This is a genomic window from Azospirillum cavernae (genome assembly GCF_003590795.1).
Classification (GTDB): Bacteria; Pseudomonadota; Alphaproteobacteria; order Azospirillales; family Azospirillaceae; genus Azospirillum; species Azospirillum cavernae.
In genome coordinates, this window is the sequence record NZ_QYUL01000001.1 from 1181014 (window position 1) to 1207291 (window position 26278).

Genomic DNA, 26278 nt, shown 5'->3' on the forward strand with positions numbered 1-26278 from the left:
GGTTCGCCCTTATGCTGTCCGGCCCGTCACAGGGCGCCGTTGACCTTGCGGTTGAAGCCGATGACCACCCGGTCCCCGGCATAGGCGACCAGCGCCACCCGCCGGGTCTGCCCCGGTTCGAAGCGCACCGCCGTTCCCGCCGGAATGTCGAGCCGGAACCCGCGCGTCGCCTCCCGGTCAAAGGACAGGGCGGCGTTGGTTTCGTAGAAGTGATAGTGCGAGCCGACCTGAATCGGCCGGTCGCCCGCGTTGGCGACGTCCAGTTCCACCGTCGGGCGGCCTTCGTTCAGCACGATTTCGCCGGACGCGGGGAAAATCTCACCGGGTTTCATGACGGGCGCCCCCTTCAACGGATCGGCTGGTGAACGGTGACGAGCTTGGTCCCGTCGGGGAAGGTCGCCTCGACCTGGATGTCGTGGATCATCTCGGCGATGCCGTCCATCACTTGGTCGCGGGTAATCACCGTCGCCCCGTCGCGCATCAGTTCGGCAACCGTGCGGCCATCGCGCGCGCCCTCGACGACGAAATCGGTGATGAGCGCCACCGCTTCGGGATGGTTCAGCTTGACGCCCCGCTCCAGCCGCCGCCGCGCCACCATGGCGGCCATCGCGACGAGCAGCTTGTCCTTCTCGCGCCCTGTCAGATTCATGGAGATGTCGCCCTTCGCGCCCTGTTCGTTGGAACGATTATGCCACGTTGCCGCAGCGCGCCAAGTGCGTCGTATGACGTAGCGGGGCGTCAGGAAACGAAAAGAAAAAGGGGAGCGCCCGCATGGCGGACGCTCCCCTCGTTTCTCAAACGCCGTTGGATTACCCCAGCGTCTTGTTCAGCGCCTGATCCAGGTCGGCGATGATGTCGGCCACGCTTTCCAGGCCGATGGACAGGCGGATGACGTCCGGCCCGGCCCCGGCGATGGCCTGCCCCTCTTCCGACAATTGCCGGTGGGTGGTCGAGGACGGGTGGATGATGAGCGACCGGCTGTCGCCGATGTTGGCCAGATGGCTGAACAACTCCACGCCTTCCACCAGCGCGACGCCCGCCGCGTAACCGCCCTTGACGCCGAAGGTCAGCACGGCGCCCGCGCCCTTGGGCAGGTATTTCTGCGCCAGCCCGTGATACTTCGACGACGGCAACCCGGCGTAGCTGACCCAGCCGACCGCCGGATGGCTTTCCAGGAATTCCGCCACCTTTTGGGCGTTCTCGACATGGCGCTGCATGCGCAGCGGCAGGGTTTCGATGCCGTTCAGGGTGAGGAAGGCGTTCATCGGCGCCTGGCTCGGCCCCAGATCGCGCAGGCCCACGGCGTGGCCGTGGATGGTGAAGGCCAGATGGCCGAAGGTCTCGTGGAAGCGCAGGCCGTGATAACCCGCGTCCGGCTCGCTCAGCGCCGGGTATTTGCCCGATTTCGACCAGTCGAAAGTGCCGCTGTCGATCACGACGCCGCCGACCGAGGTGCCGTTGCCCGACAGGAATTTCGTGGTGGAATGGACGACCAAGGTCGCCCCCCACTGGATCGGGTTGATGAGGTAGGGCGTCGCCAGCGTGTTGTCGACGATCAGCGGGATGCCCGCCGCGTCGGCGATTGTGGCGATGGCCTCGATGTCCGTCACCACGCCGCCGGGGTTGGCGAGGCTTTCCACGAAGATCGCCTTGGTCTTCTCGGTGATGGCGGCGCGGACATTGTCGGGCGTGTCGGTGTCGACGAAGCTCGGCTGCCAGCCGAAGGCGCGCGGGAAGCTGGTGCCGATCTGGTTGATCGACCCGCCATAGAGCTTTTGCGAGGCGATGACGTGATCGCCCGGCGCCATCAGCGGGAACAGCGCCAGCAACTGCGCGGCGTGGCCCGAGGAGGTCGCGGTCGCCCCGGCGCCGCCTTCCAGATTGGCCAGCCGCTCTTCCAGCACCGCGACCGTCGGGTTGGTCAGGCGGGAATAGATGAAGCCGACCTTTTGCAGGTTGAACAGCGACGCCGCGTCGTCCACGTCGTCGAAGACGAAGCTGGTGGTCTGGTAAATCGGCGTCTGCCGCGCGCCGGTCGCCGGGTCGGGGGCGGCCCCGGCGTGGATGGCGCGGGTTTCAAACCCAAAGCTCTTGTTTGCGCTCATGACGGTTCCCTCAGATCAGTTTTTTGAAGAACTTCTTCAACGGTTGCTTCTTGGTGACGATGATGTTGGAGTTCACGCCGATCCGGCCGATCTCTCCATACAGGCGTTGAATTTCCATTTTCGGGCAACGGTTCATCACCACCGTCAACCCGGCGGCCTCGGCCCGCGCGGCGGCCTCGTCGTTCCGCACGGTCAATTGCATCCACACCACCTTGGCGCCGACGGCGACAGCCTCGTCGGTGACGCCCCCGGCGGCGGCGGAGTTGCGGAAAATGTCCACCATGTCCGGCGGTTCGGGCAGATCGGCCAAGCTGCCATAAACCGTTTCGCCGAGGATGGTTTGACCGGCCAGCTTCGGGTTGATCGGGAACACGCGATAGCCGTTGTCCCGCAGATACTTCAACACATAGAAGCTGGCCTTCACCGGGTCGGCGCTGGCCCCGACGATGGCGATGGTTTTGACGCTGTCCAGCACCCCGCGCAGAAAGGCGTCGCTGTAATCGTCATGATTGATCGCGTTGGGCTGGGTCATTGGCCGCACCACACCGGCTCGCGTTTGCCGATGAAGGCGTCGATGCCCTCGGCGGCGTCCTTGGCCATCATGTTTTGCGCCATCACCTGGGCGGCGTAGGCGTAGGCCGCCTCCACATCCAAATCGATCTGGCGGTAGAAGGCTTCCTTGCCGACGGCCAAAGTCAGCGGCGATTTCGCGGCGATCTTGTCGGCGATTCCGGCCACCACCTCGTCCAACTGGTCGGCGGGCATGGTTCGGTTGACCAGACCGATGCTTTCGGCGTCCTCGGCGTCGATCATGTCGCCCAGCAGCAGCATTTCCATCGCCGCCTTGCGCCCCACCGCGCGGGTCAACGCCACCATCGGGGTGGAGCAAAACAGCCCGATGTTCACCCCCGGCGTGGCGAATCGCGCCAGATCGGAGCAATAGGCCAGATCGCAACTCGCCACCAACTGGCAACCGGCGGCGGTGGCGATTCCATGCACCTTGGCGATCACCGGCGGGCGGATCCGCGTGATCGTCAGCATCAATTTCGCGCATTGGGCGAACAGCGCGTCGTAGGCGTCTTTGGTCGGAGTCGCCCGTATTTCCTTCAGATCATGCCCGGCGCAAAAGGCCGGCCCCGCCCCGGTCAGGATCACGACGCGCACGGAGCGATCCTCGTTGATCGCGTCGAGTTCCTGTTGCAGCGCGGTCATCAGCCCGACCGACAGTGCGTTGCGCGCCTTGGGACGGTTCAGCGTCAGCGTGGCGACGCCGTCGCGATCCTCGCGCAGGACCAGCGGCGCGTCGGCGTCATGGCTTGGCGGAGCGGCGCTCATGGTCGTCATCCTCCCGAATTCATTGATTGTGCGACCGGCAAAGCTTAGCGCGCCCACCCCCGTGGCGAATACGGCAACCTGCGGGGGCCAGCCATGAGAGCGTGATTGCCACGTTGTTTTCAACAGAAAAATCCGTTCAAAATTCCATAAACACTACTTTTTTGATAGTGTTATAGCCTGACCAATCGCCATCGGCTTTTCGGTGGAGTCCCTTGGCGATTCGGACCATCATCGCAAGCGTGACGGCCTGTCACTCCGCAGCGGATGACCGCGCATTCAGGGGGTGGGGATGGGGCGTGCCGAAGCGATTGATTGGCGCGCGGTGTTCGCCGCCAGCCCGGCGCCGACCTGCGTGATTGACGTCCACGGCGGAGTGATCGTGGCGAACAACGCCTTCGCCGCTCTGGTCGGCGCAACGGCGGACGCCCTGCTCGACCAGCGGATCGACGCGCTTTTGACCCTCGACGGCGGGCCATGGATCCAGACGGAGGCCCCAGCGGCGGCGATGACCGCGCGCAGCGGCGTCGCCTTTCTCAGCGCGGTCGGTGACGGGCGCGGCCTGCCCTACACCCTGTCGCCCTTGTCGGACGGCGTCGGCATCCTGTCGCTGAGCGACGTCGCCGACGAGCATTGCTTCATCTGCAAGGTCTTCTCCAGCCGTGACAAGTTCCGCACCGCCATCGACGATCAGTCCGAGGTGATCGTCCGCGTCGCCGCCGATCTGACGGTGACGTTGGTCAATCGAGAGTTCGCGGCCCTGTTCGCCGTGCCGCCGCGCGTCTTGATCGACCGCCATCTGCGCGACCTTATGCCGCCCCTGTCCGCCGCCGCCGTCGCCGCCTTCATCGCCCAAGCCACCCCCGACAACCCGGCCTCCTCGGCGGAAGAGCCGTGGCCCTGCCGCGATGGTCACGAGCGCTGGTTCAGTTGGCGACGTTACGCGGTGTTCGACGTCACGGGCCGTCTGATGGCCGTGCAAGCCGTCGGCCGCGACACCACCCAGCGCCGCATGGCCGAACAGGAACGGCGGCGCTTGGCCGCGATGATCGCGCGCAGCCCCGTCCTCGGCCTTGGCTGGCGGGTGGATGGCCGGATGCCCATCGACTACGCGGCGGGCAACCTCGCCCGCCTGGAGTTGGATCGCGAAAGGCTGGCGCAACGCGGCCTGGGCTTGCTCGACCTTGTTCATCCCGACGACGCCCCGGCCTTGCGCGCCTGGGTCATCACCTGCCCGGAAACCGACGACCCCGACGCCAACCCCTCCCAACCGCTCAGCTTCCGTTTGCCAACCGCCGACGGAGAGCGCTGGCTGACGTTGAACGGCTGGCGCAGCGGCGCCGGCCGGATGGAAGGCGTGCTGACCGACGTGACCGAACAGCACGACAACGCGCGGGCCTTGCGCGAGCGTGAACGGCGTTTCCACGCCATCATCAACAGCGCCAGCGACTTCATGGGTCTGCTGACCCCCGACGGCGCGCTGATCGAAGCCAACGACGCGGCGCTCCGCTTCGCCAATGTTGACGCGACGGCGGTGTTCGGTCGGCCCTTTTGGGAGACCCCTTGGTGGACCAACTCCTCCGATCTGGACACGCTGCGCGCGGGCATTCAAAGGGCGGCGGCGGGCGAAGGAGTGCGCTTTGAAACCATTCACCGACCGTCTGGACGACCGTCGATCCACGTCGATTTCAGCCTGCGCCCAATGCGCGACGCCAGCGGCGCCGTCAGCTTCCTGATCGCCGAGGGGCGGGAAATCACCCGCTACAAAAAGACCGAGGCCGAGCTGTTGAGCGCCAAGCAACAGGCCGAGGCCGCCAACCGCTCCAAAACCCAGTTCCTGGCGGTGATGAGCCACGAGCTGCGCACCCCGCTGAACGCCGTTCTTGGCTATTCGGAGGTGATCCAGCGCGGCCTGTTCGGCCCCATCGGCAACGAGCGCTACGCCGGGTACATCGACGCGATCCACAGCTCCGGCCAGCATCTGCTGGACATCACCGACGACATTCTGGAAATTTCCCGCATCGAGCTTGGCGTGGTCGAGCTGTTCGAGGAGGTGGTCGCGGTCGCCGACCTGCTGACCCGCTCCGCCCAAATGCTGGCGACGCGCGCGGAAGAGGCCAGGGTCGATCTGCGGCTCGACGCCGATGACGGACTGCCGCGCCTGCTGTGCGACGCCCGGCGGGTGGTTCAAATTCTGGTCAATGTTGGCGTCAACGCCATCAAATTCACCCCAGCGGGCGGTTGTGTCCGCCTGGAGGCGCGCCGCGCGCCCGACAGCCACCCCTCTGGGCTGCTGTTCGCCATCCACGACACCGGGTCCGGGATTCCCCCGTCCGATCTCACCAAAGTCTGGGAACCCTTCGGTCAAGCGGGCAACGCCCACATCAGCGGCGCGGGCGGCGTCGGCCTTGGTCTGGCCATCACCAAGGCCCTGGTCGAAGCCCATGGCGGCAAAGCGGAGCTGGACAGCGCGCCGGGACGGGGAACGACCGTCACCTTGCGGTTCCCGTCCAATCGCTGTTTGGACGGCGACTGACAGGATCAAAGCATGTTGGAGCTAGGATAAGAGGCTAGAGCGGATTTAACTTTTAAATCAACGCTCTAGCTTGAATTTTTGGCGGAGGGGATGAGATTCGAACTCACGATACGGTTTAACCCGTATGACGGTTTAGCAAACCGTTGCCTTCAGCCACTCGGCCACCCCTCCGTCCAGCGCGGCATTTTGCGGTGCCGCTGGCGTGGGGATGCTTCTAACGATCCACTTCCCCCTTGTCAACGCCTAGAGCGCAAAAAACTTACAAGGCCGCATCAGAGAAAAAAGAGCGCTAAATCTGTATAAAATTTTAGGTACTTTTTAATGGTTTCGCCGTAGGATCACTCCATGAGCATCACACCATCCGGGTGACGTCCTCACCCGCCCCCTGCGGAGGAAGCCATCATGTCCCTGTCACGCCGTTGCGCGGAAACGCTGATCGATCTGGTCGAAATCAAGCTGAGCTGCCTGGAGATCACCGACCGCGAGGACATGCGGGAAAAAGAGCTGTTGATGCGCTGCGTGCAGGAATTGGCGGCGGAATTGCGCGGTGAGAATGGCAGCATGGCCGAATTCGCCACGCCCAAGCGCCGGGGCCGTCGCCCCAAGCATCTGCAATTGCACGAATTGCACGTGGCCTGACCCGCCAATCATCCATCCCAGGGCCATCCACCGCAGGGGCTTTACGACGACGCCGTTTCGGTTTCGACAACCGGAGCGGCAGCGGGGGCCACGCACGGGAGTTTCAGCGTAAAGCGCGTGCCCTGACCCGGCCAGGATTGCACCGAAACGGCGCCCCCCAACGGGCCAGTCACCGTGTTGAACACGATGTGCAAGCCAAGCCCGGAACCGCCCTGCCCGCGCTTGGTGGTGAAAAACGGCTCAAACACCTTGGGCAGATGCTCCGGCGCGATTCCCGCCCCGTCATCCATGAAATCGATTCGCACGCGATCCGCCCCTTCGGGCTGCGCGGTGATTCGGATCACGCCCACCGCGCCGTCGCCATAGGCGTGAACAAGCGCGTTGATGACCAGATTGGTCAGAACCTGCCCAAACGCGCCCGGATAGCTGTCCAGCATCAACCCTTCGGCGCAATCGACGTACACCGTCAGCCGCGTCCGCTTCAGACGCGGGCGCAGGGAAAACAGCACCTCCGCGATGTAGCCCCCAAGCTCAAACACCCGTCGGTCGCCCGAAGACTGATCGACCGCCACCTGTTTGAAGCTCTGCACCAGCGACGCCGCGCGGTCGATGTTGGCCATCAACAGACGCGCGCTTTCCGCCAACTCGCTGAGAAACTCGACAAAATCGGATTTGCGCAATTGGCCGTCGGCGAAACGCGCGCGCAGCCGGTCAGCCTGTTCGCCAATGTGGCTGGCGGCGGTCAGGCCGATGCCGATGGGGGTGTTGATCTCATGCGCGACTCCGGCGACCAACTGCCCCAGCGACGCCATGGTTTCGGCCTGGATCAGGCTTTCCTGCGCCTCGCGCAGTTCGGCCAACGCCTGTTCGGCTTCTTCCCGCGCGCGAATCAGCTCGGATTCGGCGGCTTTGCGGTCGGTGATGTCGTAAAGCCACGTCAACAGCGCGGATTCACCGTCAAAATCAATCATGCTCCAGGATGACAGCGCCCAGACGATGGAGCCGTCCGGCTTGCGGAAGCGGATTTCGGCGTCGCGAAAGGCGCCCTCCCGGTCGTACCGCGCGATCAAGGCCAGACGATCCGCCGGATCGGCGTAGAGGTCCGGCACCCAGGTCTTCATCAGGTCGGTGCGCGGGCGGCCCATCAGGCGGACGGACTGGGCGTTGCAGAACAGCCAGCGGCCATCGCGGGTCGTGACGTTCAACGCGATGGGCGCGGTCTCCATAATCTTGAGCAAACGCTCTTCGCTGGCGCGCAGGCGTTCTTCCTGGCGGCGGGCCTCGGTGATGTCGGTCATGATTCCGGCGTAGCGGACCGGACGCCCATCGGCGTCATGCATCGCCCGTCCCTTGGCCGAGATCCACAGCCAGCCGCCATTCTCATGGCGCATCCGGTATTCATAGACGTAGCTGGTGGTTTCCCCGGACAGATGCGAGGCGATGTGGGCCAGCACCCGCTCCCGATCCTCCGGGTGCAGCCGAACCTCCCAGAAATCCGGCGGCATTTCCGGAATGTCCTGGTAGCCCAGCATGCGGGGGAAGGTGTCGGACCACCAGCAGGCGCCCGCGACCAAATCAGCGTCCCAGACCGCCGCCCCGGTGGCGTCCAGCGCCATTTCCAGCCGTTCGCCAACGTCGTGATGCACGGCGGCGGCCTGCCGCTCCACCACGTCGCTGTCGGGGCACCGCCGCCCCACGCGCAGACCCACCAGCGCGCCCGCCAAACCGGCGACCAGCAAGACCAACAGCGCGACAATCACCAGTTCGACCGACATGGCCCCTCCACAACACAGAGTGTGGCCGCAGTTTCCCTGAAATTCCAAGCGCGCCGTCGCCTCAAACGGGCGAAATTGGCAAGAAAAAAGCCTCTCTCGCGAAGAGAGAGGCTTTCGTTCGTCTCAGCCGTCGATCATTGCTCGACCGATGGTTCAGCCTTTCAACTTGGCGGTCAGAATCTCATTGACCAGAGCCGGATTGGCCTTGCCTTGGGTCGCCTTCATCACCTGCCCGACGAAGAAGCCGAACAGCTTGTCCTTGCCGCTGCGGAACTCCGTCACCTTGTCGCCGTTGGCGGCGATGACGGCGTCGATGGCCGACTCAATGGCGCCGGTGTCGGTGACTTGGCGCAGCCCCTTCTTCTCGACGATGTCGGCGGCCTTTTCGCCGGTCTCGAACATCGCCTCGAACACTTCCTTGGCGATGCGGCCCGAGATGGTGTTGTCGGCGATCAGGTCGATCAAGCCGCCGAGATTTTCGGCGCTGACCGGGCTGTCCTCGATCTCCTTGCCCGCCTTGTTCAGATAGCCGAACAGCTCGCCCGTCACCCAGTTGGAGGCCAGCTTGGGATCGCGGCCCTTGGCGACCGTCTCGAAATAATTGGCCTTGGCCCGTTCCGACACCAGAACGCCCGCGTCATAGACCGACAGCTTGTAGTCGTCGATGAAGCGCGCCTTCTTGTCGTCGGGCAGTTCCGGCAGGGTCTGCTTGATCGCTTCGACCCAATCGGCGTCCAGTTCCAACGGCAACAGGTCGGGATCGGGGAAATAACGGTAGTCGTGCGCCTCTTCCTTCGACCGCATGGAGCGGGTGACGAATTTCGTCGTGTCCCACAGGCGGGTTTCCTGCTTGATCGTGCCGCCCTCCTCGATCACCTCGATCTGGCGGCGCGCCTCATACTCGATGGCGGCCATGACGAAGCGGATGGAGTTGACGTTCTTGATCTCGCAACGGGTGCCGAACGGGTCGCCCGGCTTGCGCACCGACACGTTGACGTCGCAGCGCATGGAGCCTTCCTCCATGTTGCCGTCGCAGGTCTCCAGATAGCGCAGGATGGAGCGCAGCTTGCGCAGGTAGGCGCCCGCCTCTTCCGAGGTCCGCATGTCGGGTTCCGACACGATTTCCATCAGCGCCACGCCCGACCGATTGAGGTCGATGTAGGTCTTGGCCGGGTGCTGGTCGTGCAGCGACTTGCCCGCGTCCTGCTCCAGATGCAGGCGCGTGATGCCGACCGTGCGGCTGGAGCCGTCCGGCAGATCGAGCACGATTTCGCCGACGCCGACGATCGGCTGGAGGAACTGGCTGATCTGATAGCCCTGCGGCAGATCGGCGTAAAAATAGTTTTTCCGGTCGAACACCGAATGCAGGTTGATCTGCGCCTTCAGCCCCAACCCGGTGCGGACGGCCTGTTCGACGCAGCGTTCGTTGATGACCGGCAGCATGCCGGGGAACGCGGCGTCAACGAAGCTGACTTGGCTGTTCGGGGCCGAACCAAAATCGGTGGCCGAACCGGAAAACAGCTTCGCGTTTGAAATCACTTGGGCATGAACCTCAAGCCCGATCACGATTTCCCATTCGCCCGTTTCGCCCTGGATGTACGACATCGTTCCGCTCTTCGACGTTCACGCGACAGACCCGCCGGACGGCCCGGCAGATCCTTGGAATCCCGCTTTCTTCTAACGCCCTTTGGCCGGGCGCGCACGCTTTATCGCGCGAGCGGGGCGCGTCAACCGGCCAAAACGGCCTCGGGCGAGCGCCCGACCAGCTCGGCGTAGACCAGCGGATCCGTCGCCCCTTCGGTGCCGAACACCAACACGCGCGCGTCGGGGGCCAGGCCCAGCGCCTGCCGGGTGTCCTCATGCGCCGCCGCGCAGAGCAGACCGGCCAGCCCGGCGACCCCGGATTCGCCCGCCACGATGGGCCGTCCGCCCTGCCCGCCTTCGGCCAGCTTGCGCATGGTGCGGATCGCCCCCTCGTCGGGGATGGTCAGGAAATCATCGGCCCCGCGTTCCAGAATCGCCCAGGCGAGCAAGGAGACCTCGCCGCAGGCCAGACCGGCCATCACGGTGTCCAGATCGCCCGCCGATTTGGTCGGGCGACCGGCGACGGCGCTTTGATACAGGCAATCGGCCCTGTGCGGTTCGACCACCACCAGACGCGGGCGCTGGCGCCCCCAGCTTTCCCACAAATGGCCGCAGACCACGGCGGGCAACGCGCCGACGCCGCCTTGAATGAAGACGTGGGTTGGCCGCTCGCTGGAGGGAAGCTGGGTGATCGCCTCCTCGACCATCACGCTGTAGCCCTGCATGACGTCGCGCGGGATGTCCATATAACCGCTGTAGGAGGTGTCGGAGACGATGAACCAGCCCCCCGCCGCCGCGTCCGCCGCCGCCCGGCGCACCGCGTCGTCATACAGGCCATCGACCACCACCACCGTCGCGCCATAGGATTCGATGGCGGCCCGGCGGCCCGGCGAACAGGCGGCGGGCACATAGATCACGCAATTGCAGCCGAAGACCTGAGCGCCCCAGGCGACGGAGCGGCCATGGTTGCCGTCGGTCGCCGTCGCCACGGTCAACGTCCGCGTCACCTTGGCGTGGCGCCCGACCACCAGATCCAGCGCCGTCACCGGCACGCCGGGCACCCGCGCCGTCACCTCGCGCGCCAGAAGGCGCAGCACGGCGTAAGCGCCGCCCAGCGCCTTGAAACTGCCCAGAGCGAAACGGGCGCTTTCGTCCTTGTACCAAATCCGGTCGATCCCAGCCTCGCGCGCCAGACCGGGCAGCGAGCGCAGGGGCGTCGGCGCGTAGCCGGGCCACGCGCCGATTTCGGCCATCGCCTCCTCAAAGGCGGCGCGGCTGACGATGGCGCGCTCCGACGGGCCGTAAACGCGGTCCTGGTCGGCGCGCGGGTTGGAGAACAGACGCGGGATGCAGGACGAGTCGGCTTCGGGCATCGGTGTGTTCTCCTGGTCAAAGGGACGCAGACCGATCATCACGAGACCAGAAGCCACCCCATGCCGTCAAGCCGGGTCGCTGCGGATAGCCCCATCTTTCCTGCGGATAAATCGTCGCGCGCACGCGCCGTCAGCGGCGTGAAAAGCCGCTCAGCGCTTCCATTCACGGCTCGACTTGATGAAGTCGGTCAGGGTCACGCCGATTTTGTCGTCGATGATCGCCACCTCGCCACGGGCGACCAGAACGCCTTCGACGTAGATGTCGGTCGGATCCTTCAACTCGCGGTCCAGTTCCACCACGGCGCCGCGACCAAGCTTCAACAGATCGCGGACGCGCAGCATGGCCGTGCCGATGACCACCTTGATCTCCACCGGCGCGTCGCCGATGGCGAAGGTCGAGGGGTCCCCCTCGCTGGGATCCGGCGCGCCGAGCAGATCGTCGATGTTGGCCATGGGTGCTCCTTCGCCGCGCAAAATCAGGCGCGCGGCTGGCGTGAACGCCGGATGAAACGACAGGTTTGAATCTACACCCGTTGCCTGCGGCGGAGCAACGCGTTCCCCAGCCCGACGCGCCGATGATCTTGCGGCGGTCGAACGCTTCGCCCACACTGTCGCCCCCGGCATGACGGACGGACGGCCCCACCCGCCTGGCGCCAGCGCCATTCTCTTTCTGTTTCGTTTTCGGAACGATTGCGACGCCGCAAACGAAAATCAGGTTCACGCCAATGACCAGCACCCCCACCAGCCCGCTTGTCACCCCCGCATGGCTGAGCGAACGGCTTGACCACCCCAACCTCGTCATCCTGGACGTGCGAACCCCGCCCAGCGGCGGCTTCGTTCCGGGAGCGGTTCATTCCGATTACGCAACAAGTGGCTGGCGCGCCACCATCGGCGCCGCCCCCGGCCTGCTGCCGGAACCGGCGGTTCTGGAACGGCTGATCGGCGGCTTGGGCGTCGGCGCCGACGATCACGTCGTGCTGGTCGCCGCCGGGGCCACCGCCGCCGACATGGGCAACGCCACGCGGGTCTATTGGACCTTCAAGAGTTTGGGGCATGACGCCGTGTCGGTGCTCGACGGCGGGTTCGCCGCGTGGGTCGCCGAGGGTCGTCCGGTGACGCCCGCCGCCGCCGTCCGCCCGCCCGTCGCCTTCACAGCCTCGCCGCGCGCCGACCTGCGCGCCACGCTGGCCGAGGTGGAGGCCGCCGTCGCCGCCGGGACCACGCCGCTGCACGACGCCCGGTCCGCCGAACACTTCGCCGGACAGGGCAAAAGCCCGCAGGCCCGCGCCGCCGGAACCCTGCCCGGCGCGCTCCACATCGACAACGGGGCGTTCTACTCCGGTACGCCCAAGCGCTTCGTCGGCGCCGACGCGGTGAAGGCGCTGGCCGACAAGGCTGGATTGCCTCTCGATCCCGCGCCGATCACCTTCTGCAACACCGGCCATCTGGCCAGCGTGTCCTGGTTCGCGTTGAGCGAGATCGCTGGCGTGCCGGGGGTGCGGCTCTATGACGGCTCCATGTCCGAATGGACCGCCGACCCGGCCCGCCCGCTCAAGAACGCGGGCTGATCCTTATCCGGCGCGGCGGCGGCGCAGGCGGGACAGGTCCGACGGACGGACCAGCCCCAGCGCCGCCGCCGCCACGCCATAGACCAGCAGCCCGACCAGACACAGCAGGATCAGCGCGGCCATCCGCTCGAACAGCCCGTTCGCGGTCAGCCAGGGCGACAGCCGTTCCTGCGCCAGCCACAGCGCGCCGCCCATCGCCCCGGCGGCCAGCGCCATGCGCGGCAGGTTGCGCCGCAGCCGGGCGTCGGCGCGGAACAGCCCGCGCCGGGTCAGCAGCCACGCCAGCAGCCCGGCGTTGACCCAGGCCGACACCGACGTCGCCACCGCCAGCCCGACCTGGGCCAGCGGCCCCATCAGCGCCAGCTTCAGCGCGACGTTCACCGCCACCGCCGCCAGCGCCACCCGCACCGGGGTCGCCGTGTCCTGCCGGGCGTAGAAACCATTGACCAGACTGCGGATCACCACGAAGGCGGGCAGCCCCAGCGCGTAGGCCTGCAAGGTCGCCGCCGAGGCCGCCGCGTCGCTTGGCCCGAAGGCCCCGCGTTGGAACAGCACTGCGACGATGGACAGCCCGGCGACCAGAAAGGCGACGGCGGCGGGCAAGGTCAGCACCAGCGAGAATTCGACCGCGCGATTCTGGCTGTCCACCGCCCCGGCCTCGTCACCGCCCTTGATGCGCCTAGACATTTCCGGCAGCAGAACGGTTCCCACGGCGATGCCGATCACCCCCAGCGGCAACTGATTCAGCCGGTCGGCGTAATAAAGGTAGGACACCGCCCCGGTCGGCAGGGCCGAGGCGATCAGCGTGTCGGCGAACAGGCTGATTTGCGTCAGCCCGGCCCCCAGCGCCGCCGGTCCCAGCACGGCGAGAAAACGCTTCACGTCGGCGGTCAGGCGCGGGCGGACCAGCCGCAGCCCCATGCCGATTTTGTTCGCGTCCCAGGCCAGATAGACAAATTGGACCACCCCGGACAGCAGAACGCCCCAAGACAGCGCGTGCCCAGCGGTCGGCATCAGCGGCGTCGCCAGCACCAGCGCGGCGATCAGGCACAGATTCAGCAGGATCGGCGCCGCCGCCGCCGCGCCAAAGCGGCTCATGCTGTTCAGCACGCCGCCATAAAGCGAGACCAGGGCGATGAACAGCAGATAGGGAAAGGTGATGCTGGTGAACAGAACGGCCAGCCGAAACTTCTCCGGCTCGTCGGAAAAGCCCGGCGCGAAGACCGTCATGAATTGCGGCATGATCGCCAGAATGCCCAGCACGAAGACCAGTTGCACCGCCAACAGCAGCGCCATCACCTCTTCGGCGAAGCGCTTGGCGGCGGCCTGCCCGTCCTCCACCAGCTTGCCCGAGAACAGCGGCACGAAGGCGGAGTTGAAGGCCCCCTCGGCGAACAGCGCGCGGAAATGGTTGGGCAGCCGGAAGGCGACGAAAAAGGCGTCGGCCACCGGCCCCGCCCCCAACAGCGCGGCGGTCAGCACGTCGCGGACAAAGCCCAAAACCCGGCTGGCCAGCGTCAGACCGCCGACGGACAGAATGTGACGAAACACGATGCGGTGTGACCCTTCGCAAAAATCCCGCGAAAAAACCTTTGCCCGACATCCTAGCGACGCGGGCGCAATCGTCATAGGATCGCGGCCCTGTCCCGTCCAGCGCCACGGAAACGAAGCGATGCCGAATCCTCTGCCCTTGACCTATCTGGAAGCTGGCGAAGCCAACGGCGGCACGCCGCTGTTGGTGCTGCACGGCCTGTTCGGCTCGGCCCGAAACTGGCAGACGCTGGCCCGCCGCTTCGCCGAAACCCGCCGAGTCTACGCGCTGGATCTGCGCAACCATGGCGGCGCGCCCTGGGCCGACGGCATGAGCTACCCGCAGATGGCCGACGACGTTCTGCGCTTCCTCGATGACCGGGGATTCGCGCGGGCCAACGTGGTCGGCCATTCGATGGGCGGCAAAACGGCGATGACGCTGGCCCTGCGCCACCCCGACCGGGTCGCCCGGCTGGTGGTGGTGGACATCGCCCCGGTCGCCTACACCCACACCCACGCCCCCTACGTCGCCGCCATGAAGGCCGCCGATCTGACCACCTGCACGCGGCGCCAGGAGGTGGAGGCGCAGTTGGTCGCCGCCGTGCCGGAAGCGCCCTTGCGCTCCTTCCTGATGCAGAATCTGGTTCTGGAGAATGGCGTGTTCTCGTGGCGGGTCAATCTCGACGCCATCGGCGCGGCCATGGCTGATTTGATCGGCTTTCCCGATCTGGGCGACGCCCGCTACGACGGCCCGGCCCTGTTCATCGGCGGCACGGCCTCCGACTACATCCGCCCGGAGAACCACGCGGCGATCCGCCAGCGCTTCCCCAAGGCGGAGATCACCATGATGGAGGGGGCCGGGCATTGGCTGCACGCCGAACGGCCCGATGACTTCGCCGCGATGATCGAAAACTTCGCGTAAAGAGTGGTTCCAACCACCAATCATCGCCGAACCAGACCTTGCATCGTCATGACGCCGGGGCTATCAAGCCTCCGCGCCCCAAAACGCGGCCTGCGGGATCAAACGCGGCCGCCTTCTGCGAAGGATCGACCGACCATGAGCGCCATCACCGAGATTCACGCCCGCGAGATTTTGGACAGCCGGGGCAACCCGACCGTCGAAGTCGATGTGTCCCTGGAAAGCGGCGCCTTTGGCCGCGCTGCGGTTCCCTCGGGCGCGTCCACCGGCGCCCATGAGGCGGTCGAGCTGCGCGACGGCGACAAGAGCCGTTACGGCGGCAAGGGCGTTCTGAAGGCCGTCGAGGCGGTCAACGGCGATCTGTACGACGCGCTCGCCGGTCTGGAGGCCTCCGACCAGCGCGCCATCGACCTCGCCATGCTGGAGGTTGACGGCACCGCCAACAAGAGCCGTCTGGGCGCCAACGCCATTCTGGGCGTGTCGCTGGCCGTCGCCAAGGCGTCGGCGGAAGAGGCTGGCCTGCCGCTGTACCGCTACGTCGGCGGCGCCTTCGCCTCGCTGCTGCCGGTGCCGATGATGAACATCATCAACGGCGGCGCGCACGCCGACAACCCCATCGACATCCAAGAATTCATGATTATGCCGGTGGGCGCGGAGAGCTGCGCCGACGCCATCCGCATGGGCGCCGAAATCTTCCAGTCGCTGAAGAAGAAGCTGAAGGACGCCGGCCACAACACCAACGTCGGCGACGAGGGCGGCTTCGCCCCCAACCTCGGCTCGACCGACGACGCGCTGGGCTTCGTCATGAAGGCCATTGAGGCCGCCGGTTACAAGCCGGGCGACGACGTCATGCTGGCGCTCGACGCCGCCTCGACCGAGTTCTTCAAGAACGGCAAGTATGAGCTGGCCGGTGAAGGCAAGTCGCTGACCCCCGACCAGATGGTGTCCTACTGGACCGATCTGGTGGGCCGCTACCCGATCATCTCCATCGAAGACGGCATGTCGGAAGATGATTGGGACGGCTGGAAGGCGCTGACCGAAGCCATCGGCAAGAAGATCCAGTTGGTCGGCGACGATCTGTTCGTCACCAACCCGCTGCGTCTGGCCGACGGCATCAAGAAGGGCACCGCCAACTCCATCCTGGTGAAGGTCAACCAGATCGGCACCCTGTCGGAAACGCTGGAAGCCGTCGACATGGCGCACAAGGCCGGTTACACCGCCGTCCTGTCGCACCGTTCGGGCGAGACCGAAGACAGCACCATCGCCGATCTGGCGGTCGCCACCAACTGCGGCCAGATCAAGACCGGCTCGCTCAGCCGTTCGGATCGTCTGGCCAAATACAACCAGCTCATCCGCATCGAAGAGCAGTTGGGCGTCGCCGCCCGCTTCGCTGGCCGCAGCATCCTGAAGGCGTAATCACCCTACGCCTGCCGGTCATGAAAAAGCCCCGCTCCGGCATCCCGGAGCGGGGCTTTTTCTTTGGCCGATGGGCGCGTCCGATCAAGCCGCGCGAATGCCCTGGAAGAAGGACACCACCTCGTGACGCAGGCGTTCGGCGTGATGGGACAATTCACCCGCCGCGCCAAGAACCTGGGTCGCCGCCGCGCCGGTTTGCCCCGCCGCCGCGCTGACGCCGCCAACCGTGTCGCTGACATTGCCCATGCCCATGGCGGCCGCCTGGACGTTCCGGGAAATCTCGTTGGTCGCCGCCGTCTGCTGATCGACCGACTCGGTCATGTCGCGGGCGATTCCGTGCAGTTCGGTGATGATTCCGGTGATCTCCTGAATCGCGCGCACCGCGTTTCCCGTCACCTTCTGCATCTCGTCGATCTGGCTTGAGATGTCCTCGGTCGCCCGCGCCGTTTGGGTGGCCAACCCCTTCACCTCGCTGGCGACGACGGCGAAACCCTTGCCCGCCTCGCCCGCGCGCGCCGCCTCGATGGTGGCGTTCAGCGCCAGCAGGTTGGTCTGGCTGGCGATCTCGCCGATCAACTGAACCACCTCGCCAATGCGGGTCGCCGCCTCGGTCAGGCTGCGCACCGTCTCGTTGGTGCGACCGGCCTCGGCGACCGCCCGGTCGGCGATGGCGCTCGATTCGACCGCCCGGCGTCCGATTTCCTGAATCGACGACGACAATTGTTCGGTCGCCGCCGCCACCGCCTGAACGTTGTTGGTGGCGCCGGTGACGATCCCCGTCGCGCTGGCCGCCTGCCCCGACGTGCTTTGGGCCGTGATCGTCATGTCGCGGGCCGTGGCGTCCAACTGCGACGCCGCCGAGGCGACCGTGTGGAGCGTTTCGGTGGCGCTGCGGTCAAACCGGGCGATCAACTCCTCAATCCGGGCGGCGCGCTCGATTTGCTGGCGCTGTTCCGCGTCACGGGCGGCCTCCAACCGTTGGCGCTCCATCCCATTGTCGCGGAAAACCTGTAGGGCGCGGGCCATGCCGCTGATTTCGTCACGACGGTCGGCGTAAGGAATTGGCGTGTGCAAATCCCCTTGAGCCAACTCCCCCATCACCGCCGTCATGCGGGTGATTGGCCGCGACACCCCGACAACAAGACTGCGAGTGACGGCGCCCAGCACCAAAAGCCCAACGACGATGGCCGCCAACGACGCCTCGCTTATGAGCGTTCCAAGCGCCAAATCTTCCGAAGCCCGCACATTGACGCGTTGGTCAAGCTGCTTGGAGACTTCCAGAATGGCCTTGCGCAGCGGTGGCGACAGGTCAAGCCAGAGGTCATAATGCCCGCCAAGCGGGGCTGATCCCTTCAGCGCTTGGCTGAGCTTGCTGGTGAAGGCGGGAAACTCCGCCATCGCCTGGGCGGCGGCCTTGGTCGCCGCGCCGCGCTCCGCCTCGGGAATCAGCGCCAGCAGGTCGCTCCAGTTGCGTTGCACGCCGTCGAGCGCCTGAGCGACCCGATCCGCTGATCCAGGCGATGAGTAGATCGTCGCCATCACGCCAAGAACCCGCGAATTCACCGTGTCCATGTCGTTGTAGAGCGCCGTCATCGACGCGCGAACCTTCAGGTCGCGACCGCTCAAATCGTTGAGAAAACCAACGCTGTGCTGGTTCCAAAAGACCGACAGCGCCGTCACCCCGATGAAGAGGAGCGCGACGACCGCCATCAGGGCCGGAACCCGAAAACCAATCTGTCCGATTTTGTCCCGCAACCGTCCCGTCACCACAGTCATGTCACTCCCCCCGTCCTAAAGCGCTGGCTGCAAGGCGCGCGTCACTGTTCGCTCGGCAGCCCGGCCTTGCTCCACTCGCTCCAACCACCGCGCAGCCACTTGACGTTCTTGTAACCGGCTTCCGCCGCCGCCTTGGCCGCGTCAACCGCCGACCAACCATCCGTGCCATGACCGTAAATGAGGATCACGGCGTCCTTGTTGGCGCCGAAGGCAGAGGGATCGATCGCCTTGGTCTGCTCGTTGATGGCCGAGCGGATGGACTTCGCGCCAGGCAAATGGCCTTCGACGTAAGCTGCCTTTTTGCGCACATCCAGCGCGACGCCGCCCTTCTCAATCAGGGTTTTGGCGTCAACCGCCGTCACCGTCGCGACCCCCGGCAACGTCGGGGGCGTTTCCCCGGTCTGCGCGAAGGCGCTGGAAGCCATGAGAAAAACCGCCGCTGCCGCAAGGGAAATCAAAGACTTCATGAGAGCGCCACCCTTTCAAGAATCAGAACGATCAAGTTATTGTGTCGAGAATATAATATTTGATCCATATCATTTCAACTGAAGAAATCCTGTTCTTTTTGTGAAATTTTATAATCAGTTAAAAGTTATAAAACTTCGACAAAGCGAAGAAAAAACAGCGATTCCATTGTTTATTATTAACTTCTAATCTTATATTTCAGCAGAATTATGAATTTTTGCTCAAATCCATAATTTTAATATTGGTAATCAACAAGGCGTGAGAATCCGTGCGGAAGCGCATCGCCCGCTCTGATGTTTGTTTGACTCGAGGCCGAACGCCGGAGACCGAACGCGGACGCGCTATTCCGCCAGCGTCGCGATCATCTTGCGCACGGCCTGCATCTGGAAACCGCCCTTGCGGGCGAAATCATAGCCGGTGTAGCCGAACCAGTCCCAGCAGGCCTTTGGGTTGGAGGTCGGTTTGGCCTTGGCGTCGATCTGCGGGTAAAGCACAATGATGTTGTTCACGTCGGCCCAGCGGTTGTAACCGGCGTGGACGGCGTAATGGTCGCCAATCAGGTTCGACGCCATCCGGCAGCCGTGAAAGGCGACGTGCAGGCGGCAGGTCTGGCCGCCGCTGGAGCAGGAGTCCGGCACATAAATGTAGCCGCTGGTCGCCATGCCGGTGCGGCTGGGGTCGCCCATGTAGGGCGTCTGATCGAACAACACGGGATGCTTGGAGGCCGTCGGCGCGTTCGGCTTGCGGCTGTCGGGATACAGGTGGGACAGGATGTCGCCCGCTTGATCGTACTGGCAGTTGTTGATGAACTCCGCCGGTTGCTCCCCCTTGGGGATGAAGTCGCAGGGCGCGCCGTAACCGTCGGTGATCTGCGCGTGCGCGGCCTCGGGCAGCTTGACGTATTTGACGTTGGCGTCCGGCACGCCCAACGCCTTGTAAAGCAGCGCCGCCGCGTCGGCGACCGGGCGCTTCACGGTCACGTCGTTCCCGCCGTTGAACAGATAGACCCGCGCGACCGCCAGATTGGTCAGCGGGTCGATGTCCTTGGCCTTTTCCCGCGTCCGGGCGTTGGTGGCCAGCGCGGCCACGTCCGGCGCGCCGATCAACACGTCCATGCAGCGCTTCAGCGCCACCATCGCCATCGCCTGCCCGCTCGACACCTCGGCGCAGGCGTAGGGACCACCGGCGACGACGCCAACCCCCTTCACCAGACCGGAGAAGGCGATCTGGAATTGCCCGGCCATGTAGGCGCCCGAGGAAATGCCGGACACCGTCGTTTGCGCCGGATCAATCTTCAAGCTCAGCTTCGCCAGCGACAATTCGGCGCTGATCGCCGGGCCAGCCGCCAAGGACAGAAGAGCGGCGCTCAGAAACAGGCTGCGAAAGCGCATGCGCGTCACCTTATGTCGAAGAAGAGCCTTGACCATCGCCTCGGCGGCGGCGCTCCGCGATCCACGTCCGCCGAGAAAATCTAAGTCCTGTGTAACCTCCCTCGCTTCAGCAACCAAGAGGGTTTTCCCGGCAAGCTTTCTCCACCTGGGGACATGCCGGGCGGACCAACCCGCGCGCGCCGATCTTCCGCCCATGAAAAAGGGCCGCCCCGGATGCTTCCCCGAGGTCGGCCCCATTCCTTCACCCAACTCGGTCAATCAGGCGCGCAGATAGCCCAGAATATTTTCCGGCGAGGATTCGCCGTAGGGATCGCCGTTTTCACCGTCGTCGTTGATGCCCGGCTCCTCGAACCATTTCTCGATCACGCCGTCCTTGACGACCATGGCGTAACGCCAGGAGCGATAGCCGAAACCGACATGATCCTTGTCGATCAGCATACCCATGCGGCGGGTGAAATGGCCCGACCCGTCGGGGATCAGCTTGACCTTGCTCAGGTTCAGGCTCTTGCCCCATTGGAACATCACGAAGGCGTCGTTGACGCTCAGGCAATAGACGTCGTCAACGCCCAGCGCCTTGAACTCGTCGTGCAGCCGCTCGAAGGCGGGGCACTGCTCGTTCGAGCAGGTCGGGGTGAAGGCGCCGGGCAGCGAGAACACCACCACGCGCTTGCCCGCGAACAGGTCGTCGCTCGTCACATCCTGCCAACGGAACGGGTTCGGACCGCCGACGCTTTCATCACGCACGCGGGTCTTGAACACAACCGAGGGGACTTTGCGCCCTTCCATAGACCGTCTCCGAAATTCAAAATTGGACCGGAACGACCGCCCCACAAAGGGGGACGGTCGCGGGGAAAGCGTGCTGCGTGCGAATCATAGCGCGTTCGTCTCAAGGTTCAACCCCAGCCCAGCGAGCCGCGTCGAATCGGCTCAGCTCAGCTCTTGCCGGGCTTGAGGTTGGGCTTGGCCGGAACCTCCAACGGAGTCGGCATCGGAATGGCCTCCGTCTCGGCTTTGCGGCGGCGCGACGTCGCCCGGTCGCCCGCCAGCTTGTCCATTTTGACCTGCCGTTGGGCTTCCGTGCTCAGCCCCGTGGGGCGCGGCGGCACCAAACCGAGGGTTGGGTAGTCGCTGCGATCCTCTTTCATCGCGCGGATGGGCGACGGATTGTCGCTGACCGACCCGGAATTGCCGACCACAGCCCCCAGAAGACCATCGTCAAAACTCCCGACGGCGCAGGCGGAAAGACCAAAAATCATAGGCGTTGCAACGCACAACAGACCAAGTCCCCGCAAGACCGCCCCCGCCCTCTGTCCACCCTTGACCATCGGTCGCCCCTTGTCGCTTGCCGCATCGTCGCTCTTGTGCGGCGCTGCGTGAAATGAAATGTTCACATCTACGGTGTATGAGGAACCCCGGATTTATACCGCACCGCGTCACAAAAGGACTTGCCGTCAGACGCCTTCCACGGCGACCATAGGCCGCCTGCCTGTGTATAGCTGCCCGCAAGCCCCTCCTGAAGCGCAAAACTCGCTTAAGACAAGAAGGACCGCAACTCATGGCCGAGAACCAGGCCCCCGACGTCAAGCTTCCCGATCCGGTCGAAATGTCGCGCGCGATGACCCGCATCGCCGAACAGAGCCAGCGGCTTGTCTCCGAGTTTCTGTCGCGTCAGGCCGCCGACGGCATGGGCGCGAAAAGCCCCGACCCGATGGGCGTCGGCCACGCCTTCCTTGAGATGACCACCCGCATGATGGCCGACCCGGCCAAGCTCATGCAGGCGCAGATGACCTTGTGGCAGGATTACCTGACCCTGTGGCAGCGTACGACCCAGCGGATGTTCGGCCAGGATTCACAGCCGGTGATCGCCCCCAACAAGGACGATCGCCGCTTCAAGGATTCGGCCTGGGACGAGAACACCCTGTTCGACTTCATCAAGCAGTCCTACCTGCTGAGCGCCCGGTGGATGCAATCCACGGTCAATCAGGTCGATGGCCTGGACGACCACACCGCCAAGAAGGTGGATTTCTACACCCGCCAGTTCGTCGACGCGATGGCGCCGTCGAACTTCGTCATGACCAACCCCGAGGTTCTGCGCAAGACCATCGAGAGCGGCGGCGAGAATCTGGTGAAGGGTCTGGAGCATCTGCTGACGGATCTGGAGCGCGGCAAGGGCGAGCTGCGCATCTCGATGACCGACTACGACGCTTTCCAGTTGGGCAAGAACATCGCGGTGACGCCCGGCAAGGTGGTCTTCGAGACCCCGCTGATGCAGTTGCTGCAATACACCCCGACCACGCCGGACGTGAACAAGCGTCCGCTGATGATCGTGCCGCCCTGGATCAACAAATACTACATCCTGGATCTGCGCGAGAAGAACAGCTTCATCAAGTGGGCGGTCGATCAGGGCCACACGGTGTTCGTCCTGTCCTGGGTCAACCCGGACGAGACGCTGGCCGCCAAGGGCTTTGAAGATTACATGTTCGAAGGCCCACTGGCCGCGTTGGACGCCATCGAAAAGGCGACCGGCGAGAAGGACGTGAACGCCATCGGCTATTGCCTGGGCGGCACGCTGCTGGCCTCGACCCTGGCCTATATGGCGGTAAAGAAAGACACCCGCATCAAGTCGGCGACCTTCTTCACCACCATGCTGGACTTCACCGAAGCCGGTGAACTGTCGATCTTCATCGACGAGGAGCAACTGACCTTCATCGAAGGGCAGATGGCCGAACAGGGCTTCCTCGACGGCGCGAAGATGGCGACGACCTTCAACATGCTGCGCGCCAACGATCTGATCTGGTCGTTCGTGGTGAACAACTATCTGCTGGGCAAGGATCCGTTCCCGTTCGATCTGCTCTATTGGAACGGCGACAGCACCCGCATGCCCGCCGCGATGCACAGCTTCTACCTGCGCAGCATGTACCAGAAGAATCTGCTGGTGCAGCCGGGCGCCGTGACGCTGGGCGGCGTGCCGATCGACCTGACCAAGGTGAAGACCCCCACCCTGTTCCTGTCGGCCCGCGAGGATCACATCGCCCCGTGGAAGAGCACCTACATGGGCGCTCAGCAGTTCAGCGGCCCGGTCAAGTTCGTGCTTGGCGCCTCGGGCCACATCGCTGGCGTGGTGAACCCGCCCGCCGCGAACAAATACTGCTACTGGACCAGCGACAAGCTGCCGAAAACGAGCGACGCGTGGCTGGAAGGCGCGACGCAGACCGAAGGCTCCTGGTGGCCGGAATGGAACAAGTGGGTGTCTGAGTTCGCCGACGGCAAGGTTCCGGCCCGCCAGCCCGGCGACCACGCCCTGAAGGTTCTGGACGACGCCCCCGGCTCCTACGCCAAGGTGAAGAACAGCTAACCTTGGCTTGCCTCGGTTGGTGACGAAAGGCGCGCCCTTGTGGCGCGCCTTTTCTTTTTGCCGCAGGCGAAGACCCGGCCATGGCCCGCCCGCGACGGTTTCACCCGTTGACAGTTCGTCCACCCCCGTGTGGGATTCACCGAAGCGTCATTTCCTCCTCATTCACACGTCATCACCAAGGACCAGCGCATGGCCGACAAGACCCAAAAGATCGCGAAAATCCGCCTCAGCAAGCTGGACCATGAGGAATACCGGGTCGATTCGGCGGAGGAGTACGACCGCCGCCTGAGCAAGCTGCAAAAGGAACTGCTGCGAATCCAGCAAACCTATTGGCACGAAAAGCGCCGCGCCATCATCCTGTTTGAAGGCTGGGACGCCAGCGGCAAGGGCGGGGCGATCCGCCGCATGACCGAGCCGCTCGACCCGCGCGGCTTTCACGTTTGGCCGATCTCCGCCCCGACGGCGGAGGAGCAAAGCAAGCATTACCTCTACCGCTTCTGGACCAAACTGCCCGCTGGCGGCACCTTCGCCATTTTCGACCGTTCCTGGTATGGCCGCGTCCTGGTCGAGCGGGTGGAGAAATACACCAGCAAGGACAATTGGAAGCGTTCCTATGACGAAATCGTCGAGTTCGAGCGGCTGTTGACCGACGACGGCGTGCGCATCGTCAAGATCTTCATGCACATCACCCCGGACGAGCAGTTGGAGCGCTTCCGCGAGCGGTTGAACAATCCCTACAAGCGCTGGAAACTGACCGAAGAGGATCTGCGCAACCGCGCCCGCTGGAACGATTACGTCAAGGCGACGGAAGAGATGTTCGACAAGACGTCGACCCCGACCACGCCCTGGCACGCCATCCCATCCAACTCGAAATGGTCCGCCCGCTTGAACGTGCTGGAAACCGTGACCAAGGCGTTGAAGGCTGGCGTCAACATCAGCCCGCCGCCGATCAACGGCAACGTCGCCAAGATGGCCGCCGAAATTCTGGGCGTCATCCCGGAACCCGCTGGCGAATGACGCTTAATCCCGCTGACGGAGCGTCCGTCAGCGGGGCTTGGCCCTATCCTCAGGGCTTCCGACCGGGCAGCGGCGGCGTGGGCTTCGCCGGAGTGGCAGGCGCGGGCGTCGGAGCCGGAACAGGCGTCGGGGCGGCGGGAGCCGGAGCCGGAGCCGGAGCCGGAGCCGGAGTTTGGGCCGGGGCGGTTGGGGCCGCAACCGGATTGGCGGCGCCATCCGTCGGCGTCGCGTTGGCCGCCGGGGCGGCGGCGGGACCGTTCGTAGCGGGACCGTTCGTCGCCGGGGCGGGCGCGGTTCCGGCCTTGCGCAGCACCTGAGTCAGGTTGTCGCGCACCTTGTCGGCCAGCCCGGCGTCGCGTTCCGCCGATTCGTGGAACAGCACGGTGAACAGCCGACCCTGCGACAGCATGAAGGTCAGGCCGACATGCAGCGTCTGCTGCTTCAGCGCGCAATCGACGGCGCCGGTGCGCAGGGTGATCGACCCGGCTTGTTCGCTGTTGTTCAGGGTGATCGTGCCGGTGCCTTCGCAGCGCGCCTTCATCGATTCGGCGAAGCTGTTCGACAGATCGTCCAGCTTGGCCCCTTCCCCGGCCACCCGCTCGCGGATGCCGCCGACCAGCGGGCCGAATCGCCACGCCACATCCGCCGGGCGCTGGTCCGCCGGGATCTTGTCCAGCGGCACCATTTCGGCGTCGCGCACGCCAGCGGCGGCGAGCAGGCTGGCCAACCCCTCCGGCAGGCGGGCGGCGGGCGGCGTTCCCGCCGGGGGCTTGCCGGTGGAGGTCTTGATCGGCGGCACGTTGCCGCCCTTGTCCACGCAGTTCTTCAGATCGTTCAGCACCTTCTTGGTGCCTTTGAGCAGGAAGGTGATGCGGTCGGACGAGGACGTGACCACCAGTTCCTTGCCGGTCATCAGGGCGTTGACGAATTCCTCGTCCTTGCCGCTGGGAATCACCAGCATGTCGGTTTGCGAGGCGACGGCGACCCGCTCGCGCTTGATCTTGCCGTCGATTTCAACCTTGACCGGCCAGCGGTCGCCCTGCGGCAACTCCGCGCCGGGAATGCCGATGCCGAGATTGGTTTCGCCCTTTTGGCTGCGCGCGATCATCAGCACATGGCCGGAGGTGAAATTCCCCTCCACCACGCAATAGGCGAATTTTCCGTCCTTGTCCTTGGCCGCGCCGCCTTCCCAGCCATCGACCAACTCCGCCGGGCCGGTTTTTTCCGGCGCGGCGTCCTTGGCGTCCGGCGCCCCAGCCGGAGCGGCGGGCGTCACGATTTCCGTTCCCGAGGACGGCACGCCATAATAGACGGACGGCGGCAGCTCTGGATCGACCGGCACCAGTTCGGCCACCTGCGCGCCGCCCCACGGCGCCTCCCCCCACTGCGCGGCCAACGCCATGGACGACGCCGTCCCCAACAGAAACAAGGCGGACAACGGGGCGGCGAAGCGGGCGGTCATCGGGCGGAATCCATGGGCAGGTTGTGGCCGCGAAG

General features: G+C 65.0%; 23 protein-coding genes and 1 tRNA gene. 7 read left to right on the forward strand and 17 right to left on the reverse strand.

Annotated elements, in window-relative coordinates; genetic code table 11:
- Positions 1-26: 26 nt before the first annotated feature.
- From D3877_RS05605 to D3877_RS05625, 5 genes are all read right to left on the reverse strand, one after another.
- Positions 27-332: an urease subunit beta gene (locus tag D3877_RS05605; protein ID WP_119829723.1), complete on the reverse strand. Its 306-nt coding sequence runs from the start codon at positions 330-332 to the stop codon at positions 27-29.
- A gap of 14 nt (positions 333-346) precedes the next feature.
- Positions 347-649, reverse strand: a complete 303-nt coding sequence (locus D3877_RS05610) for an urease subunit gamma (protein WP_119829724.1) — start codon at positions 647-649, stop codon at positions 347-349.
- A gap of 160 nt (positions 650-809) precedes the next feature.
- Positions 810-2105, reverse strand: a complete 1296-nt coding sequence (locus D3877_RS05615; protein ID WP_119829725.1) for an O-acetylhomoserine aminocarboxypropyltransferase — start codon at positions 2103-2105, stop codon at positions 810-812.
- A 10-nt stretch (positions 2106-2115) separates the two neighbouring features.
- Positions 2116-2637: a CoA-binding protein gene (locus tag D3877_RS05620; protein WP_119829726.1), complete on the reverse strand. Its 522-nt coding sequence runs from the start codon at positions 2635-2637 to the stop codon at positions 2116-2118.
- Positions 2634-3440 carry an enoyl-CoA hydratase gene (locus D3877_RS05625; protein WP_119830805.1) on the reverse strand — a complete coding sequence of 269 codons (807 nt, stop codon included), beginning with the start codon at positions 3438-3440 and terminating at the stop codon, positions 2634-2636. Before D3877_RS05625 ends, D3877_RS05620 begins: the two co-directional genes overlap by 4 nt.
- Positions 3441-3729: 289 nt before the next feature.
- On the opposite strand from D3877_RS05625, the gene D3877_RS05630 reads away from it, so the two are divergent.
- Positions 3730-5973, forward strand: a complete 2244-nt coding sequence (locus tag D3877_RS05630) for a PAS domain-containing protein (protein WP_119829727.1) — start codon at positions 3730-3732, stop codon at positions 5971-5973.
- Between the two features lie 79 nt (positions 5974-6052).
- Here the strand turns inward: D3877_RS05630 and D3877_RS05635 are convergent.
- A tRNA-Ser gene (locus D3877_RS05635) sits at positions 6053-6144 on the reverse strand.
- 231 nt (positions 6145-6375) lie between these two features.
- Here D3877_RS05635 and D3877_RS05640 point away from each other — a divergent pair.
- A complete protein-coding gene (locus tag D3877_RS05640) occupies positions 6376-6612 on the forward strand; it encodes a hypothetical protein (protein ID WP_119829728.1) in 237 nt (78 codons plus the stop codon).
- Positions 6613-6653: 41 nt separating this feature from the next.
- On the opposite strand, the gene D3877_RS05645 is transcribed toward D3877_RS05640, so the two are convergent.
- The 4 genes from D3877_RS05645 to fliN form a co-directional block, all read right to left on the reverse strand.
- Complete coding sequence (locus tag D3877_RS05645; protein ID WP_119829729.1) at positions 6654-8387, reverse strand: PAS domain-containing sensor histidine kinase; 1734 nt, start codon at positions 8385-8387, stop codon at positions 6654-6656.
- Between the two features lie 153 nt (positions 8388-8540).
- Positions 8541-9992 (reverse strand): Asp-tRNA(Asn)/Glu-tRNA(Gln) amidotransferase subunit GatB, encoded by a 1452-nt coding sequence (gene gatB, locus D3877_RS05650; RefSeq protein ID WP_119829730.1) that lies wholly within the window; start codon positions 9990-9992, stop codon positions 8541-8543.
- A gap of 122 nt (positions 9993-10114) precedes the next feature.
- Complete coding sequence (locus tag D3877_RS05655; RefSeq protein ID WP_119830806.1) at positions 10115-11344, reverse strand: diaminopropionate ammonia-lyase; 1230 nt, start codon at positions 11342-11344, stop codon at positions 10115-10117.
- A gap of 150 nt (positions 11345-11494) precedes the next feature.
- Positions 11495-11797, reverse strand: coding sequence for a flagellar motor switch protein FliN (gene fliN / locus D3877_RS05660; protein ID WP_119829731.1), 303 nt, complete (start codon positions 11795-11797; stop codon positions 11495-11497).
- A 272-nt stretch (positions 11798-12069) separates the two neighbouring features.
- Between fliN and D3877_RS05665 the strand changes: the two genes are divergently transcribed.
- On the forward strand, positions 12070-12912 hold the full coding sequence (locus D3877_RS05665; RefSeq protein WP_119829732.1) for a sulfurtransferase: 843 nt from the start codon (positions 12070-12072) through the stop codon (positions 12910-12912).
- Positions 12913-12915: 3 nt separating this feature from the next.
- On the opposite strand, the gene murJ is transcribed toward D3877_RS05665, so the two are convergent.
- Positions 12916-14463 carry a murein biosynthesis integral membrane protein MurJ gene (gene murJ / locus D3877_RS05670; RefSeq protein ID WP_199720700.1) on the reverse strand — a complete coding sequence of 516 codons (1548 nt, stop codon included), beginning with the start codon at positions 14461-14463 and terminating at the stop codon, positions 12916-12918.
- Positions 14464-14584: 121 nt separating this feature from the next.
- Between murJ and D3877_RS05675 the strand changes: the two genes are divergently transcribed.
- Positions 14585-15364 carry an alpha/beta fold hydrolase gene (locus tag D3877_RS05675; RefSeq protein WP_119829734.1) on the forward strand — a complete coding sequence of 260 codons (780 nt, stop codon included), beginning with the start codon at positions 14585-14587 and terminating at the stop codon, positions 15362-15364.
- Positions 15365-15499: 135 nt separating this feature from the next.
- Positions 15500-16777, forward strand: a complete 1278-nt coding sequence (gene eno, locus D3877_RS05680) for a phosphopyruvate hydratase (RefSeq protein WP_119829735.1) — start codon at positions 15500-15502, stop codon at positions 16775-16777.
- An 84-nt stretch (positions 16778-16861) separates the two neighbouring features.
- On the opposite strand, the gene D3877_RS05685 is transcribed toward eno, so the two are convergent.
- The 5 genes from D3877_RS05685 to D3877_RS05705 all read right to left on the reverse strand — a co-directional run bounded on the left by D3877_RS05685 (position 16862) and on the right by D3877_RS05705 (position 21665).
- Entirely contained in the window at positions 16862-18553 is a 1692-nt protein-coding gene (locus tag D3877_RS05685; RefSeq protein WP_119829736.1) for a methyl-accepting chemotaxis protein, read from the reverse strand.
- A gap of 41 nt (positions 18554-18594) precedes the next feature.
- A complete protein-coding gene (locus tag D3877_RS05690; protein WP_158599786.1) occupies positions 18595-18978 on the reverse strand; it encodes a rhodanese-like domain-containing protein in 384 nt (127 codons plus the stop codon).
- A gap of 381 nt (positions 18979-19359) precedes the next feature.
- The gene (locus D3877_RS05695) at positions 19360-20409 is read right to left on the reverse strand and encodes an extracellular catalytic domain type 2 short-chain-length polyhydroxyalkanoate depolymerase (RefSeq protein WP_119829738.1); all 1050 of its coding nucleotides are present in this window, start codon (positions 20407-20409) and stop codon (positions 19360-19362) included.
- Between the two features lie 258 nt (positions 20410-20667).
- Positions 20668-21195 carry a peroxiredoxin gene (locus D3877_RS05700; protein ID WP_119829739.1) on the reverse strand — a complete coding sequence of 176 codons (528 nt, stop codon included), beginning with the start codon at positions 21193-21195 and terminating at the stop codon, positions 20668-20670.
- Between the two features lie 146 nt (positions 21196-21341).
- Positions 21342-21665: a hypothetical protein gene (locus tag D3877_RS05705; RefSeq protein WP_119829740.1), complete on the reverse strand. Its 324-nt coding sequence runs from the start codon at positions 21663-21665 to the stop codon at positions 21342-21344.
- A 299-nt stretch (positions 21666-21964) separates the two neighbouring features.
- On the opposite strand from D3877_RS05705, the gene D3877_RS05710 reads away from it, so the two are divergent.
- The gene (locus D3877_RS05710) at positions 21965-23764 is read left to right on the forward strand and encodes a PHA/PHB synthase family protein (RefSeq protein WP_119829741.1); all 1800 of its coding nucleotides are present in this window, start codon (positions 21965-21967) and stop codon (positions 23762-23764) included.
- 189 nt (positions 23765-23953) lie between these two features.
- On the forward strand, positions 23954-24781 hold the full coding sequence (locus D3877_RS05715) for a polyphosphate kinase 2 family protein (protein WP_119829742.1): 828 nt from the start codon (positions 23954-23956) through the stop codon (positions 24779-24781).
- 49 nt (positions 24782-24830) lie between these two features.
- On the opposite strand, the gene D3877_RS05720 is transcribed toward D3877_RS05715, so the two are convergent.
- Positions 24831-26243: a hypothetical protein gene (locus tag D3877_RS05720; RefSeq protein WP_119829743.1), complete on the reverse strand. Its 1413-nt coding sequence runs from the start codon at positions 26241-26243 to the stop codon at positions 24831-24833.
- Positions 26244-26278: the final 35 nt, after the last annotated feature.